17 protein-coding genes are annotated in these 12926 nt (G+C 67.2%); 10 read left to right on the forward strand and 7 right to left on the reverse strand.

Annotation, left to right across the window (positions count from 1 at the left end):
• Nucleotides 1-2: 2 nt before the first annotated feature.
• From AC5P7I_RS08550 to AC5P7I_RS08560, 3 genes are all read left to right on the forward strand, one after another.
• The gene (locus AC5P7I_RS08550; RefSeq protein ID WP_262088284.1) at nt 3-1013 is read left to right on the forward strand and encodes an XVIPCD domain-containing protein; all 1011 of its coding nucleotides are present in this window, start codon (nt 3-5) and stop codon (nt 1011-1013) included.
• A 183-nt stretch (nt 1014-1196) separates the two neighbouring features.
• Nucleotides 1197-2342, forward strand: a complete 1146-nt coding sequence (locus AC5P7I_RS08555; protein ID WP_262088283.1) for a YncE family protein — start codon at nt 1197-1199, stop codon at nt 2340-2342.
• A 143-nt stretch (nt 2343-2485) separates the two neighbouring features.
• Nucleotides 2486-3061: a hypothetical protein gene (locus AC5P7I_RS08560; RefSeq protein WP_262088282.1), complete on the forward strand. Its 576-nt coding sequence runs from the start codon at nt 2486-2488 to the stop codon at nt 3059-3061.
• Between the two features lie 41 nt (nt 3062-3102).
• Here AC5P7I_RS08560 and AC5P7I_RS08565 read toward each other — a convergent pair whose 3' ends face one another.
• Both AC5P7I_RS08565 and AC5P7I_RS08570 read right to left on the reverse strand, forming a co-directional pair.
• On the reverse strand, nt 3103-3519 hold the full coding sequence (locus AC5P7I_RS08565; RefSeq protein WP_126411663.1) for an XVIPCD domain-containing protein: 417 nt from the start codon (nt 3517-3519) through the stop codon (nt 3103-3105).
• Nucleotides 3520-3594: 75 nt separating this feature from the next.
• Nucleotides 3595-4074: a nuclear transport factor 2 family protein gene (locus tag AC5P7I_RS08570; protein WP_075076838.1), complete on the reverse strand. Its 480-nt coding sequence runs from the start codon at nt 4072-4074 to the stop codon at nt 3595-3597.
• 221 nt (nt 4075-4295) lie between these two features.
• Between AC5P7I_RS08570 and AC5P7I_RS08575 the strand changes: the two genes are divergently transcribed.
• Together AC5P7I_RS08575 and AC5P7I_RS08580 are read left to right on the forward strand one after the other, a co-directional pair.
• Complete coding sequence (locus AC5P7I_RS08575; RefSeq protein WP_075076837.1) at nt 4296-5108, forward strand: alpha/beta fold hydrolase; 813 nt, start codon at nt 4296-4298, stop codon at nt 5106-5108.
• Between the two features lie 9 nt (nt 5109-5117).
• Nucleotides 5118-5291 carry a hypothetical protein gene (locus AC5P7I_RS08580; RefSeq protein ID WP_005415066.1) on the forward strand — a complete coding sequence of 58 codons (174 nt, stop codon included), beginning with the start codon at nt 5118-5120 and terminating at the stop codon, nt 5289-5291.
• Between the two features lie 110 nt (nt 5292-5401).
• On the opposite strand, the gene AC5P7I_RS08585 is transcribed toward AC5P7I_RS08580, so the two are convergent.
• On the reverse strand, nt 5402-6082 hold the full coding sequence (locus AC5P7I_RS08585; RefSeq protein ID WP_069118052.1) for a hypothetical protein: 681 nt from the start codon (nt 6080-6082) through the stop codon (nt 5402-5404).
• A 138-nt stretch (nt 6083-6220) separates the two neighbouring features.
• On the opposite strand from AC5P7I_RS08585, the gene AC5P7I_RS08590 reads away from it, so the two are divergent.
• Nucleotides 6221-6865, forward strand: coding sequence for a hypothetical protein (locus AC5P7I_RS08590; RefSeq protein WP_100449296.1), 645 nt, complete (start codon nt 6221-6223; stop codon nt 6863-6865).
• 64 nt (nt 6866-6929) lie between these two features.
• A complete protein-coding gene (locus tag AC5P7I_RS08595; RefSeq protein ID WP_197621255.1) occupies nt 6930-7898 on the forward strand; it encodes a polysaccharide deacetylase family protein in 969 nt (322 codons plus the stop codon).
• A 3-nt stretch (nt 7899-7901) separates the two neighbouring features.
• On the opposite strand, the gene AC5P7I_RS08600 is transcribed toward AC5P7I_RS08595, so the two are convergent.
• Together AC5P7I_RS08600 and AC5P7I_RS08605 are read right to left on the reverse strand one after the other, a co-directional pair.
• The gene (locus AC5P7I_RS08600) at nt 7902-8822 is read right to left on the reverse strand and encodes a class I SAM-dependent methyltransferase (RefSeq protein WP_425604953.1); all 921 of its coding nucleotides are present in this window, start codon (nt 8820-8822) and stop codon (nt 7902-7904) included.
• A 65-nt stretch (nt 8823-8887) separates the two neighbouring features.
• On the reverse strand, nt 8888-9304 hold the full coding sequence (locus tag AC5P7I_RS08605) for a hypothetical protein (protein ID WP_262088280.1): 417 nt from the start codon (nt 9302-9304) through the stop codon (nt 8888-8890).
• Between the two features lie 149 nt (nt 9305-9453).
• Between AC5P7I_RS08605 and AC5P7I_RS08610 the strand changes: the two genes are divergently transcribed.
• Nucleotides 9454-9678, forward strand: a complete 225-nt coding sequence (locus tag AC5P7I_RS08610; protein ID WP_262088279.1) for a hypothetical protein — start codon at nt 9454-9456, stop codon at nt 9676-9678.
• A gap of 85 nt (nt 9679-9763) precedes the next feature.
• Here the strand turns inward: AC5P7I_RS08610 and dmeF are convergent, their stop codons facing one another.
• Nucleotides 9764-10723 (reverse strand): CDF family Co(II)/Ni(II) efflux transporter DmeF, encoded by a 960-nt coding sequence (dmeF, locus tag AC5P7I_RS08615; protein ID WP_262088278.1) that lies wholly within the window; start codon nt 10721-10723, stop codon nt 9764-9766.
• Between the two features lie 48 nt (nt 10724-10771).
• On the opposite strand from dmeF, the gene AC5P7I_RS08620 reads away from it, so the two are divergent.
• The gene (locus tag AC5P7I_RS08620; protein WP_197621779.1) at nt 10772-11056 is read left to right on the forward strand and encodes a metal-sensing transcriptional repressor; all 285 of its coding nucleotides are present in this window, start codon (nt 10772-10774) and stop codon (nt 11054-11056) included.
• A 76-nt stretch (nt 11057-11132) separates the two neighbouring features.
• On the opposite strand, the gene AC5P7I_RS08625 is transcribed toward AC5P7I_RS08620, so the two are convergent.
• On the reverse strand, nt 11133-11504 hold the full coding sequence (locus AC5P7I_RS08625) for a MerC domain-containing protein (protein ID WP_046428559.1): 372 nt from the start codon (nt 11502-11504) through the stop codon (nt 11133-11135).
• A 70-nt stretch (nt 11505-11574) separates the two neighbouring features.
• Here AC5P7I_RS08625 and AC5P7I_RS08630 point away from each other — a divergent pair, with 70 nt between their 5' ends.
• Nucleotides 11575-12900, forward strand: a complete 1326-nt coding sequence (locus tag AC5P7I_RS08630) for a GTP-binding protein (protein ID WP_014645761.1) — start codon at nt 11575-11577, stop codon at nt 12898-12900.
• The last annotated feature ends 26 nt before the right edge of the window (nt 12901-12926 follow it).

Raw genomic sequence — 12926 nt, forward strand, 5'->3', positions numbered from 1 at the left:
ACATGAGCAAGGAAGCAGAGCGCTATACGGTCACGATTCATCTCGCCGCACCCGGCACGCCGAGAGTCGATGTGGGCAACGCGGGCCAGAAGAGATTGTTGGATCCGTCATTTGCTGGGCACATGTTCCTTTCGCTGACACGATCAAATGACCCGGCACCCGTGAGCAGGGGATTCACGATGGGGAACGACCGTGCGAATCCTTCGCTGGGCAAAGTCGATGACACGGATCTGCGGGTCTACGACAAACCCCGCTTCGAGCGCACGATCGAGATCAGCAAGGAGCAGTACGACCGCATCCTCGAGTTCTCGGCAGACCCGAAGAAGCACGGCTTCGACATGAACTACGACTTCTTCTCCAACGCCTGCACCGATTTTGCTTGGGGTGCCCTGAACCACGCTGGCCTGCGTCCGGTTGGGCTGGCCGGGGAGATCACCAATTACGAGGGCGCCACCAAGGTCCTGGACAACATCCGCGCCGTCAACGCCATTCCGCAGCAGGTGAAGGGCAGCGAGCTGGACGGGGGGCAGTGGAACCCGATGCCGGAGCAGACCTTCCGCGAGTGGATGTTCACCGAGAACGGCGAGCAGTGGCGCGGCAACAGCACCCTCGCGGCAAGCGGCACGCCCGCAGACCCGGCGCACGACGATCATGCCCGCCTCAACCAGATTCACCAGCAGGTGGCCGACCTCGGCGCTTTCGGTGCACGCAACGGCAATGTCAGTGCCAGCCTGCTCGCGCTGTCGAAGGAGCAGCAGTTTTCGCGCGTGGATGAGGTGGTGCTGGGCGAGCCCCGCGGTGATACCGCGCCGAAGCTGTTCATCGTGCAGGGGGACCGCAGTGACCCGGCACACCAGCGCGCCAGCATGCCAGCGGAGCTGGCAGCGCAGGCACCGGTAGAGGCCTCGTTCGTACGGGTGGCGCAGTTGCAGCAGAACCCGCCGCAGCGCGATGTGCAGCACCTGCAGGAAGAGCAGCAACTGCAACAGAGCCACGGCCCACGGATGGCATAGCCGGCGGGTAGCGCCAAGGTCGAACGTCTGCCATGCCCGCGCCGGCGCACGCCACGCCCCCCACCTGCTACCATTCCCCCGCAACCCCAGCCAGCCCACCCGCGCAGACAGATGCAGGTCGGGCCGTCGCAGTACGGCCCAGCGAGCCAGGACACCTTCCCGTGCCCATTCAAGGACGCTCGCATGTTCCGTACTCCTCTCTTCCGTTCGGCCGCCCTGGCTCTTGCTGTGTCGCTCAGCCTCGGCGCGCCTTTTGCATTCGCCGACAACGCACCTGCCGCCAGTGTCACCGCCGCTGTGCAGCGCCAGGCCGTGGCCAAGGGCCTGTACGAGCTGGCCTACAGCCCAAAGCAGAACGCCGTGTTCGTGGCCTCCTCTGGCGGTTTCGGCGATGACGCCTGCCCGGCCCAGGTGCTGCGCCTGAATCCGGCCACGCTGGCCGTGGAAACCCGCATCCCGCTGGAGCGCAAAGCCTTCGGCGTGGTGCTGGATGACGCCCACAACCGCCTGTACGTGGGCAACACCGTGGACCTGTCGGTGACCGTGGTCGACACCGCGCAGAACAAGGCCGTCGGCACCATCCAGCTGATGGAGAAGAAGACCGGCAAGGACGGCAAGGCTGCTTACACCCATGACCTGCGCGAGCTGGTGGTCGACAGCGCGGCCAACCGCCTGTACGTGACCGGCCACAGCAGCCAGCCGGACGTGAGCAGCGTGCTGTTCGTGATCGATACGAACACGCTGAAGGTGATCAACACCATCGATGGCTTGGGCAATGCCAAGGCACCGGGCCTGGCGCTGGATGCGGCCAACAAGCGCGTCTACACCAGCAACCTGCTGGCCGACCTGGTGGTGGTGGGCACCGACTCGAACAAGGTGGTGGCGCAGCACAGGATCGCTGCCGAGCAGCCGATGAACATCGCGCTGGACCCCGCCGGCAAGCGCCTGTTCGTGACCGACCAGGGCTCGGAATTCCTGCGTGGCTACCAGGCCAAGAGCAGCGGCCTGGTCAGCAAGCATCCGGGCCAGCGCGTGCTGGTGCTGGACCGCAGCACCGGCAGGGAACTGGCCAGCATCCCGACCGACGCCGGTCCGCTGGGCATCCTGCTGGATGCACCGCGCAAGCGCCTGTACGTGACCAACCGCGAAGCCGGTACGGTGACCGCATACAACAGCGACAGTTACCAGAAGGTGGGCACCTACAAGGTACCGACCCACCCGAACAGCCTGGCGCTGGATGCGAAGAACAACGTGCTGTTCGTGAGCATCAAGAACGGCGAGAAGGATGACAAGGGCGCTGACGAGAGCGTGGCGCGGATTCAACTGTAAGGCGCTGACGCAAGGCCCCGCGCCGTCGCGCGTCGCATGAGGAAGGCAGGGCGCAGGCTCTGCCTTTTTCTTTGCCCGGTTGCAGTGCAAGAGGCTGCCCGCTAGGGTTGAAGCCCATGGCAGGGAGCCAAAGGATCTGAATCATGCTGGGTATCCGCCGCTGGCTGCGCGTCGGCCTGGTCTTCACGCTGGTGGGTGCACTCGGCGCCTGCAGCAGCCGCGTACCGGATGCGCCGGAGCCGCTGGATCTGGTCAAGCCGATCAACGTGACCCGGTCTGGCCAAGCGGTGCGGTTCGAGTTCGAGACGGATGCCCACAATTTCTATCCGGGTCGACCCTACGTGCTGGATCTTGAGGTGCAGCGACATGCTCCCGGGCCTGACAGTGGGCCTGACATGGACACTGTTCATGTCCCCTTCCAGCTGTCCCTGCAGCGCTGGGTCGCAGGTGCCTGGCAGGACGTTGCAACGTCTGATGTCTATCAGGCAAGGGCGCGCAATCTGGGTCAGCCGCTCCCCGAATGGCATGCATCGGCAGACTGGCGCTACGCGCATCAGGTATCGATGGACGCCAGCCGATACAGGTTGAGCATCGTCACCCTGCCGATGGAAACCGATGCCCGCTACCGCCTCGATGTGCGCACGGTGCAGCCCACCCTCTTGCTCCAGCATTACCCGGCACAGCTGCGGGTCCACGCGGACCCTCTGTCGGGAAAATGATCAGAGACTTGCGCCGCTCCGCCAACAACGCTGGAGGCGGCTCAGCCCAGACGGTGTGCCGGGTTCTGCTGCTGCTCCTGCTCACGGGCCTGCTGTTCGGGCACTAACCCCACGGCCGGCTGCTGCGGGGCCAACCCCAACTTCTGCATCGACTGCTCCACCGGCGTCTGTACCGCCACGGCCGTCGGCATCATCGCGCGCAGGTGCGCCGGATTGGCCGGGTCGCCCTGCACCACGAAGACGTTGTGCCCGGCCGGGTGCTGGGCCGTGGCGTTGCTGACCAGCACGTGGTCGACCTGCTGCAGGCCCTGCTCGCGGGCGAGCACGGTCAGGCTGGCGGTCAGGCGTTCGCTGGTCTGGTCGAACGCACGGCCATGCTGGGCATCCAGAGCGGACACGCCCTGGCGGACCTGCTGATGGAGGCCATAGTCGGGGTGGTTGGGGGTGAGTTCTGCCATGGCGATCGAACGGTAGCGGTGGGTCGGGGTCGACCCCGCCAGTATAGATCCGGCCGGTGAAGGGCGCCGGAAAGGTCAGTCCGCCGGCCGGTGGTCATAGCTGATCACCCGTTCGGCCAGCCAGTGCCCGTCCACGCGGCGCCAGACCTGGATGAAACGGGCCTGGCCGACCCAGTGCTCTACGCCGTCCTTGCCGCGCTCGTGGAAGCGGTGGTCGCCGATTTCCAGCGCCCGCTCGTCGTGCAGCGGGAATACCTGCAGCGAGGAGTCCACCAGCTCGCGCCGCAGGCGCCAGCCGTCCTTGCGCGCGTTGTCGCACAGGTTGGCCACGCTGCGGCGGAAATCCTCGCGGTTGCTGGCCGACTTGCCGTCCTTGTCATGGAAGAACTCCATATCTTCGGTGGTCATCGCGGCGGCCTTGTCGGCGTCGCAGGCCTCGAAGGCGACGGCGAACAGCTGGGTATCGGCCTGGCGGATCTGTTCGCGCAGGTCATCGACGGGCGACGGTGCGGCGGCGAGGCCGGCGGCCAGCAAGGGCAGGGTGAGCAGCAACATGACAGGACTCCCGGGGATGGTCTGCGCAGGCTGGCATGCCGGTGACCACGGCGGTACGGCGCTGCGACGAAACCGGGAAGGCGGGGTGCGAAGGCCGCAAATGCCGGTGCGGCTTCGCGTTGCGGCATGTGCAGGCGATGTCACGGGCGGGCGTGATTCCCTCACGGCTGCCACAGGACGCGGCCGCTAGCCTGCACTCCTCCCCTTCCACAGGAGCGCCCATGCCTGCTTCCCGCATCCGCCTGCATGTTGAAGATACCGGTGGCGACGGCCGCCCGGTGATCCTGATCCACGGCTGGCCGTTGTCCGCCGATGCCTGGAAGACCCAGGTGGCGATCCTGCGCGATGCCCAGTATCGGGTCATCAGCTACGACCGGCGCGGCTTTGGCCGCTCTGACAAGCCGGCCGGCGGCTATGACTACGACACCCTGGCGGCAGACCTGGCGGGGGTGATCGAGGAACGTGACCTGCGCGATGTCACCCTGGTCGGTTTCTCGATGGGCGGTGGCGAGGTAGCGCGCTACGTGGCCAACCACGGCCAGGATCGCCTGCACAGTGTGGTGTTCGCTGCGGCAGTGCCGCCGTTCCTGCTGCGCAGTGACGACAACCCGGAGGGGCCGCTGACCCAGGCCAAGGCCGATGAAATGCGCAGCGGATTGGAGAAGGATCGCGAGGCGTTCTTCGACGGCTTCACCCGCGACTTCTTCAGCGCCAATGGCCAGTTGATGGTGACCGAAGAGACGCGCCAGTCGGCGATCGCACTGTGCCATCAATCCGACCAGGCAGCGGCGCTGGGCTGCATGAAGGCGTTCGCCACGACCGATTTCCGGGATGACCTGAAGAAGATCAGGGTGCCGACGCTGATCCTGCATGGCGACAGCGATGCCATCGTGCCGTTCGAGGGCTCCGGCCAGCGTACCCACAAGGCCATCAAAGGCAGCGAAGTGGTGATCCTGGAAGGCGCGCCACATGGCTGCAACACCAGCCACGCCGACCGCTTCAATCTGGCCCTGCTGAACTTCCTGAAACGCTAAGCTGCGGCCATGCGCCAGACCAGAACCCCCCCATGGAAGAAGCCCAACCCCAAGGGGCAGACGTCGCAACCGCTATCGGATGCGCAGAAGGCGGCGGCACGGCAACGTGCCGAGGAGAACGGGCGGCGCTATCCCAACCTGGTCGACAACATGTGGGCGGCGAAGCTGCCGCGTGGGTCGTGATTCAAAGGCTGGCTGTGGGCCTGGTGTAGCGCCGAGCCGATGCTCGGATGGCGCGCGGGGCGCGTGCCAGCCGGAGAAGGGGCAAAGGGCAGCGGAGCATGGGCTCGGCGCTAAGGGCCGGGCAGTGGCTGCCAGCCCGACTCCCTCCATGGCGCAACCTCGCGTTGCTGTACGTCAATGGCCTCGATTGGCAACCCGGCCAGCCGTGCCAGTTCCGCACGCAGCATTTCGGTGTCCAACGGCAGCGCGATGGCCACCTGCAGGCGGTCGCCCTGCTGCCGGACCTGCACGGGCACGACCGCATGGGCTTCATGCTCACCGCCGGTGCGACCGATCGGGTAGCGCATCGCCGTGGGCCGCCCCAGCTGTGCGAGCGCGGGTTGCCATGCCTGCAGCACGACGGGCTGTGCGGCCACGGGAACCTGCGCCTCGACGACTGTTCCCGCATAACCGGTGAGATTGTCCACCATCACCTGGAAGCGTGCGCCATCGGGGATGACCAGCACGGTGGCGATCAGCGCCATCAGCGAGAGGATGGCCGCGGCGACGTGCCAGCTGCGGGGTGCGGTGGCGGCGCGGGTTGCCGTGCGCAGGCCCGGCTTGCGCCGCAGCTTGCGCGCGTAGATGCGTCGATCCTTCCTGCGGGGGCTGCTGCTGTGCTCCGGCAGGTTCAACGGGACGCGTGGCATCCGGGCGACGCGCGCATTGATCAGGCGCGAGAGCAGCCACCATGCGAGCACGAACGCCAGCAGTGGCAGCAGCGTTCGTACCACCAGATACAGCATCACCATCGGGAACATCCTGCTTGGCACACACGGATTCAATCAACCTCGTCATCGTAACGGCGCTGCGCGGTGCGTGTCGCATCCGCCAGCCGACACGTGCGAAGCGCTTGGTTAGGATGGCTCTTTGCTGTCATGGATGAACCGATGAGCGCCGCCACTTCCCGAATCCGCCGCATCTGTGGGCAGGGGCCGATCCTGTTGATGCTCCAGTGGGTCGCGCTGCTGTCTGTGGTGCTGGCTGCCGGCTTCTTCCATTACCGCGTGGAGCTGTTGCTGGAGCCGGTGACGGTGGCCTGTGGGGGCCCGGACGCGCAGGCGCGATTGCAGGTTGCCGAACAGGTGATGGCGCGTGCGGGCGCACTGGATGACTGGCAACCCCTGGGCTGGATTCCATGGGTAGGCCTGGTGCTGGCCTTGCTGGGGGCCATGGCGGTATGCGCAAGCCGTGCGCTGTGGCTGCGCGATCGGCTGCGCACGGCGAACGTGGCGCTTATGGTGCTCCACGGTGGCGCACTGGCTTTGGCCGGATGGGTGCTGCACCTGTACGAGAATGCGTGGAGCAATGTGGCGCGGCTGTCACCCACGGCGTGCCTGGTGGAGCTTGTGTCGGAGGGCGATGTACCGCTGGAGCAGGCGCAGCGCGTGGTGTTCCACATCCTGACGCGGGTGAACGCGCCACTGCTGCGTAATCCGGATGATCTGGCGCTGGTGTTGACGGTGCTGTTGTTGGCCGCGATGGCCGGCGGCGTTGCCCTGTGGCGTGCGATCGCGCGGGCCCGGGCGGGCTGAGCACGCTCGGCGGCGCGCGGCAATCGCGCTACAGTCGACGCCTCGCCACTCCAGGGAAGACCCGATGCGCTTGTTGCTGCGTGCGTTGCCGTTGTTGCTGTGTTCGCTGGCGGTGCATGCCGCCGAGGTGGACCGCCGTATCGCGGTGACCATCGATGACCTGCCATGGGCACGGCTTGACCAGATCGTGCCGCCGGACCTGCAGGAACGGCATGAGGCGTTGATGGCCCAGCTGCACCAGGCGGGCGTGCCGGTGGTCGGCTTCGTCAACGAGAACAAGCTTGAGGTGGAGGGACAGGTGCAGCCGGCGCGGGTGCAGATGCTGCGCGACTGGCGTGATGCGGGCTATGTGCTGGGCAACCACACCTACTCGCACATGGATCTGAATGCGAAGGGCCTGGCGGCGTTCCAGCAGGACTTCCTGCGCGGCGAGACGGTGCTGCGGCCGCTGCTGGCCGAGAAGGGGCAGGTGCCGCAGTGGATGCGCCACCCTTACCTGCGTGCCGGGCGCACCGCGGATGAGCGCGTGCAGATGGATGCGTTCTTCAAGCAGCATGGCTACCGCGTGGCACCGGTGACGGTGGACAACGGTGAGTGGGTGTGGGCGTTCGCTTATGCCAACGTGATGAACGAGCAGGCGGACTCGCCCGCGCGAGCGGCGACGCTGGCGCAGCTGCGCAAGGGCTACGTGCCGTACATGCTGAACAAGCTGGACTATTACGAGAAACAGTCGCAGGCGCTGCTGGGGTACGCGCTGCCGCAGGTGTGGCTGATGCACGCCAATGAGCTCAACGCGGCCACCTTCGCCGAACTGGTGGCGGCCACAAAGCGACGCGGCTATCGCTTCATTTCGCTGGACGAGGCGATGCGTGACCCCGCGTATGCGCGGGGTGCCGAGGGCTACAACGGCCGCTATGGCCCGAGCTGGCTGCACCGCTGGGCGATGGCGGAGAACAAGCCGAAGGACTTCTACGCCGGCGAGCCCGAGGTGCCGGCGTGGGTGATGAAGCTGGCCAAGGTCGATTCGGAGTAAGGCTCAGCGCTTGACGGCCAGCACGCCGTCCAGCGCCAGTTCGGCCTTGAAACCGGCCTTTTCCAGGCGCTTGGCCACTTCACGCGGCACGTCGCGGCCGCTGGTCAGCTTGTTCGGCGCACCTGTGTAGTGGAACAGGCGGCCGCCCTTGCGGATCACGCGGGCGAGGTGGTCGTAGAACACCTGTGAGTACAGCTCGCCGGCGATGCCGAAGCGCGGCGGGTCGTGCAGGATCGCGTCGACACTGGTGCTGGCCACCTGTTCGATCTGCTGCGAGACGTCACCGTGGCTGAACTGCAGGCGGCCACCGGCGGCAGCCGAGTCCGGATCCGGCGACCACGGGTTGAGCGTGCGCAGCCACATCACATCGGTGTTCTTCTCGAACGAGCGGATCTGGCCGACACCGGCTTCCAGCGCACAGGCGGCGAAGTAGCCGAGGCCACCGCAGGTATCGAGGATGACCTTGCCGGCCGGGGCGACCAGCTCCACCTTGCGGCGTGCATCCTCGAACGGCGACAGCTTCGAGGTCGGCAGCATCTTGATGCCGTCGATCTCGAAGGTCGGTGCGCCCCATTCGGTCGGCACCAGCTTGATCAGCGAGCCGCTGTAGCGCGAGATCGGCGCGAAGTCCTCGCCATCCCAGTAGTACAGCGTGCGGTCCTTCAGCTTGCCCGGCCAGGGATAGGGCTGGCCCCGGAAGTGGAAGCCGTCCGCATCGAGCACCACGCTGTCCTGGCTGCGCCCGAGGTCGAGCGAGCCCTGCCAGTCGGCGGCGCCTTTTTCATGGGCACGGCGCAGGGTATCGGCGCTGTCGCGGGTCAGCAGGGGGCCGGTGTAATGGGGCACGGCGGGTACCGGGGCGGTTCGGGGGAGGGCATGGTACCGCAGCTGTTGTAGAGCCGAGCCCGCCCTAGGCTCCACCATGCCTGCATCCACGCATGGCGTGGATCTACTGCAAACGTAGCCGAGCGTGGGCTCGGCTCTACAGTTCAATCGCACTTCACCGCATACACCGGCCCAGCCCCGATCAGCATCAGCGCCATGTAGTCGCTGTCGCTGGCCTTGCCCTTCAGCGTCGCGCCCTTGTTGAAGTGGAAGATGCCGAAGCCGCCGGACATGCGGATCAGGGCATTGTCGATCTGGTCGGCGTCGTCGCGGAAGTAGCGGCTGATCTCGCTGGACGTGGCCTTGTGCAGGGCGTTCGGTTCGCGCTGCCACTGCTCGCCACGGCTGAAGGAAACGAAGTACTGGCCGCCTTCCTTGTCGATGCGGAAGTCGGTGGGCTTGCGCGCGCCGGTGGCGAAGCAGCCCTGCAATGGGTCGGCGGAGAAGGGAAGCCGCGCATCGTCGCCGCAGGCAGTGAGCAGCAGGAGGGCACCGGGCAGCAGCAGGCGGAGCGTGCGCATGGGATGTCCCTACAGGGCAGGTGCGGCTAGTGTAGGCAGCACGCGGGCGTGGCCCGTACAGAAATTCGGCAAGGACACAGGGGTTTTCGGATGGCGCAGGGCAAGGCACCGTGGTGCGGCGTGGCCAGTTGGCTGGGGATTGCTGTGGGGTGGGGGCAGGCACCGTGGCGGCGCAGGCGGCAGTCGCTGCCGGTGGCAATGGCATGGCCGCTGGGCTGGGCGTGGGCGTGCTGGGCGCGGCCTTGGTGGGCGGCGGCCTGGCAGTGGCCGCGCGCGTGCGTGGCGAGCGCTGGCCATGGATCGGCATCAGCGGTGCGGTGCTGAGCGCGCTGCCGCTGCTGATGTACCTGCTGCGGATGATGCTGAAGCTCTGACTGTAGAGCCGAGCCATGCTCGGCTGATGGCCTGCGGCAGCCGAGCATGGCTCGGCTCTACAAGTGCGACGGCAGTCGGACAAAATCAGCTGCGGTGGATCTCCACCGTTACATGCACCAGTTCTTCGTGGATCGCCAGGGCGTTGCGCACGGTATCGGCATCCAGCGTGGCGTCACTGGTGACCACGCTGGCGCTGACCGCGTACTTGCCGCGACCGACCTGCCAGACGTGCAGGTCGGCCAGGCGTGCCGGCCACGGGCCCTGTTCGATCACCTCGCGTACTTCGGCCACCACCGGCGCGTCCATCTGCGCGTCGAGCAGGATGCGGCCGCTGTCGCGCAGCAGGCCGACCGCCCACACCGTGACCAGTACGGCGCCGACCAGGCCCATCACCGGGTCCAGCCAGGTGAGGCCAAGCAGCTTGCCGCCGAGCAGGGCGACGATGGCCAGCACCGAGGTGGCGGCGTCGGCCAGCGCGTGGACGTAGGCCGAGCGCAGGTTGAGGTCGTGACCGTGCGCATGGCCGTGGTCGTGGTGTTCGTGGCCATGCCCGTGGTCATGGCCGTGGTGATGATGCGCGTGGCCCGGGCTGTCGTGCAGCCACCAGGCACACAGCAGGTTCACGCCCAGCCCGACCGCCGCGATGGCGATGGCTTCGTTGTAGTGGATCGGTGCTGGTACCCACAGCCGCTCCAGCGACTGCACGGCCATCAGCGCGGCCACGCCGAGCAGGGCGATGGCGCTGGTATAGCCGGCCAGGATCTCGATCTTCCAGGTGCCGAAGGCGAAGCGCGGGTCGTGCGCGTAGCGGCGTGCGCAGCGGTACGCAAACACCGAGAGCCCGAGCGCCAGCGCATGCGAACTCATGTGCCAGCCGTCGGCGAGCACGGCCATGGAGTTGAACCACCAGCCGCCGACGATCTCCACGACCATCATGCTGACGGTGAGCCACAGGGCGCGGCGGGTATTGCGTTCGGCCAGCGGGTTGCCGTCGTCGAAGCGGTGTTCGTGGCGACGGGCGGCGGCGAGGGCGTCCAGGTGCATGGGGGCCAGCGGTGGAGTGGATACCCCCATAGGGTATATGATCCCGGCATGGCTCATGTACACAAGCATCGAAAGCAGTTGCTGACCCGGGTGCGCCGCATCGGCGGCCAGGTGGCGGCGTTGGAGCAGGCGCTGGACAGGCCGGAGGGTGAGGCCAGCGACTGTGCGGACGTGCTGGTGCAGGTTGCCGCCGTGCGCGGTGCCGCCCACAGCCTGCTGATGGAGCTGCTGCACGAGCACCTGCAGGAACACGTGGTGGGCGCCGAAGACCCGCAGCAGCGGGCGGCCGAGGCCCAGGTGCTGGTCGAGCTGCTGCGCCGCTACGGCAAATGACCAGGTAGTGCCGGCCACTGGCCGGCGACTGCAGGTTGTCTTCCCCGTTCATGAGGTTGCCGGCCAGCGGCCGGCACTACCCGTGGCGGTGTCGCGCGTTCCAGATATGCGTGGCGGCCAGCAGCAGGCTGCCGGTGACCGTCATCGGTGTTTCCCAGTCGTGCGAGGGCAGCGCCAACGCGCCGGCCAGCAGCAGGCCGAGCCCGGCGCCGGCGGTGGCCCAGGCCAGCACGGGCAGCGGGTGACGGCGTTCTGCCCGCCACAGCGCGTAGCCGGTCAGCGGCAAGGCGATGGCCACGAACAGCAGATGCACCCATTCCGCTTCGGCCCACGTGCCGAACAGCGGCAGCGCGGCGGCAAGCAGGGGCAGCGCCAGGCAGTGCAGCAGGCACAGGCTGGACAGGGCGACCGCGCTGGCATCAAGCAGGGCGGCAGAAGGCGACTTCATGGGGGGGGGGGGCCTTGCGTAGCAATTGTTATACAGTAACATTTCCGTTCCGCAGCCAACCCGCTCCGACATGAACACTGTTTCCCGCGCCGACCGTCGCCTTCCTGTCACCGTGCTGTCCGGCTTCCTCGGGGCCGGCAAGACCACCCTGCTCAACCAGATCCTGCGCAACCGCGAGGGCCTGCGTGTGGCGGTCATCGTCAACGACATGAGCGAGGTCAACATCGATGCGCAGCTGGTACGCGAGGGCGGCGCCGAACTGCGCCGCACCGAAGAGACGCTGGTGGAGTTCAGCAATGGCTGCATCTGCTGCACGCTGCGCGATGACCTGCTGCAGGAAGTGCGGCGCCTGGCCGATGCGGGGCGCTATGACTATCTGCTGATCGAGTCGACGGGCATCGGTGAGCCGATGCCGGTGGCGGCCACCTTCGCGGTGCGCGACGAGCAGGGCTTCAGCCTGAGTGACATCGCGCGCCTGGACACGATGGTGACGGTGGTGGATGGCAGCGCGTTCCTCGCCGACTTCGGCTCGACGCTGCGCCTGGCCGAGCGTGGCCAGCAGGCTGGGCCGGATGACGATCGCGGCGTGGTCGACCTGCTGTGCGAACAGGTCGAGTTCGCCGACGTGATCGTGGTCAGCAAGGTCGATCAGACCGATGACGAAGTGCTGCAGGACACGCTGGCCGTGCTGCGTGGCCTGAACCGCGACGCGAAACTGCTGCTGTCCAGCTTCGGTGACGTGCCGCTGGCCGAGCTGCTGGACACCGGTCGCTTCGACTTCGAGCGTGCGCAACGTGCGCCGGGCTGGGTAAAGGAGCTGCGTGGCGAGCACACGCCGGAAACCGAGGAGTACGGCATCGCCAGTTTCGTCTACCGCTCGCGGCGACCGTTCCATCCCGCGCGTTTCGCCCGCGCGTTGCAGTCGGGCATGCCGGGCGTGATCCGCAGCAAGGGCTGGTTCTGGCTGGCCAACCGCATGGACTGGGTGGGCGAGCTGAACACCGTAGGTGCCGCGACGCGGACGCAGGCGGCGGGGTTCTGGTACGCCGCTCGCGATCGCGTGCGTGCCGGGCTGGAGGACACGCCGCCGTTGCTGCCGCCCACGCCGCTGCCGTACAGCGACCTGGGCTGGGCGCGGCAGCAGGCCGATTGCTGGAGCGCACCGTTGCCGGGGCCGGAAGACTTCCCGGATGCGGCCGCGCACTCGGCGATGCAACGCCTGTGGCACCCGTTGTGGGGGGATCGCCGCCAGGAGCTGGTGGTGATCGGCGTGCACATGGATGAGCGTGCGGTACGTGCGGAACTGGATGCCTGCCTGCTCAACGACCAGGAGCTGCGTGCGGGCCCGCTGCTGTGGCATCAGTTGCCGCAGGCGTTCCCGGTGTGGAAGCGGTGACGGTGCACTGAGGATCGATGGGTTGC

The organism is Stenotrophomonas sp. YJH_SMC_138 (genome assembly GCF_059369855.1).

Coding starts and splice junctions, on each gene's coding strand:
- AC5P7I_RS08550 (WP_262088284.1), top strand. CDS start 3: ATGAGCAAGGAAGCAGAGCGCTATACGGTCACGATTCATCTCGCCGCA.
- AC5P7I_RS08555 (WP_262088283.1), top strand. CDS start 1,197: ATGTTCCGTACTCCTCTCTTCCGTTCGGCCGCCCTGGCTCTTGCTGTG.
- AC5P7I_RS08560 (WP_262088282.1), top strand. CDS start 2,486: ATGCTGGGTATCCGCCGCTGGCTGCGCGTCGGCCTGGTCTTCACGCTG.
- AC5P7I_RS08565 (WP_126411663.1), bottom strand. CDS start 3,519: ATGGCAGAACTCACCCCCAACCACCCCGACTATGGCCTCCATCAGCAG.
- AC5P7I_RS08570 (WP_075076838.1), bottom strand. CDS start 4,074: ATGTTGCTGCTCACCCTGCCCTTGCTGGCCGCCGGCCTCGCCGCCGCA.
- AC5P7I_RS08575 (WP_075076837.1), top strand. CDS start 4,296: ATGCCTGCTTCCCGCATCCGCCTGCATGTTGAAGATACCGGTGGCGAC.
- AC5P7I_RS08580 (WP_005415066.1), top strand. CDS start 5,118: ATGCGCCAGACCAGAACCCCCCCATGGAAGAAGCCCAACCCCAAGGGG.
- AC5P7I_RS08585 (WP_069118052.1), bottom strand. CDS start 6,082: ATGGTGATGCTGTATCTGGTGGTACGAACGCTGCTGCCACTGCTGGCG.
- AC5P7I_RS08590 (WP_100449296.1), top strand. CDS start 6,221: ATGAGCGCCGCCACTTCCCGAATCCGCCGCATCTGTGGGCAGGGGCCG.
- AC5P7I_RS08595 (WP_197621255.1), top strand. CDS start 6,930: ATGCGCTTGTTGCTGCGTGCGTTGCCGTTGTTGCTGTGTTCGCTGGCG.
- AC5P7I_RS08600 (WP_425604953.1), bottom strand. CDS start 8,822: ATGGTGGAGCCTAGGGCGGGCTCGGCTCTACAACAGCTGCGGTACCAT.
- AC5P7I_RS08605 (WP_262088280.1), bottom strand. CDS start 9,304: ATGCGCACGCTCCGCCTGCTGCTGCCCGGTGCCCTCCTGCTGCTCACT.
- dmeF (WP_262088278.1), bottom strand. CDS start 10,723: ATGCACCTGGACGCCCTCGCCGCCGCCCGTCGCCACGAACACCGCTTC.
- AC5P7I_RS08620 (WP_197621779.1), top strand. CDS start 10,772: ATGGCTCATGTACACAAGCATCGAAAGCAGTTGCTGACCCGGGTGCGC.
- AC5P7I_RS08625 (WP_046428559.1), bottom strand. CDS start 11,504: ATGAAGTCGCCTTCTGCCGCCCTGCTTGATGCCAGCGCGGTCGCCCTG.
- AC5P7I_RS08630 (WP_014645761.1), top strand. CDS start 11,575: ATGAACACTGTTTCCCGCGCCGACCGTCGCCTTCCTGTCACCGTGCTG.